The following is a 306-nucleotide window of genomic DNA, read 5'->3' on the forward strand; positions in this document are numbered from 1 at the left end:
ATGGCTTCCTATGCAGAGAAGCTCACATATCAGATGAAAGATACTAAGTATGATGAGGTGGAGAAAAAACTAGACGAAACATACTGGCAGGTCGTATCTCTCAAAAGTAAAGAGCGGCTTGTAAATCAACTTATTGCCTTGCTACAAAGCACGGTGAAAGATGTGGATGCTTCCATTGCTGCAGGTGTAGCTACTAAGGCGGATGGGCTCACAGTGAGAGTGAAACTCAGTGAGGCGGAAGTGAAGCTGTCCAAAGTCCAAAACGGTCTCAAGCTTTCGAGGATGTTGCTCTGTGAATTGTGCGGG

1 pseudogene is annotated in these 306 nt (G+C 45.8%); it reads left to right on the forward strand.

The window, feature by feature from the left end:
- Positions 1 to 33 precede the first annotated feature (33 nt).
- Positions 34 to 306 (forward strand): annotated as a pseudogene (locus A6X21_RS14710) (TolC family protein); the annotation flags it as partial.

This window comes from Planctopirus hydrillae (genome assembly GCF_001707835.1).
Taxonomy (GTDB): Bacteria; Planctomycetota; Planctomycetia; order Planctomycetales; family Planctomycetaceae; genus Planctopirus; species Planctopirus hydrillae.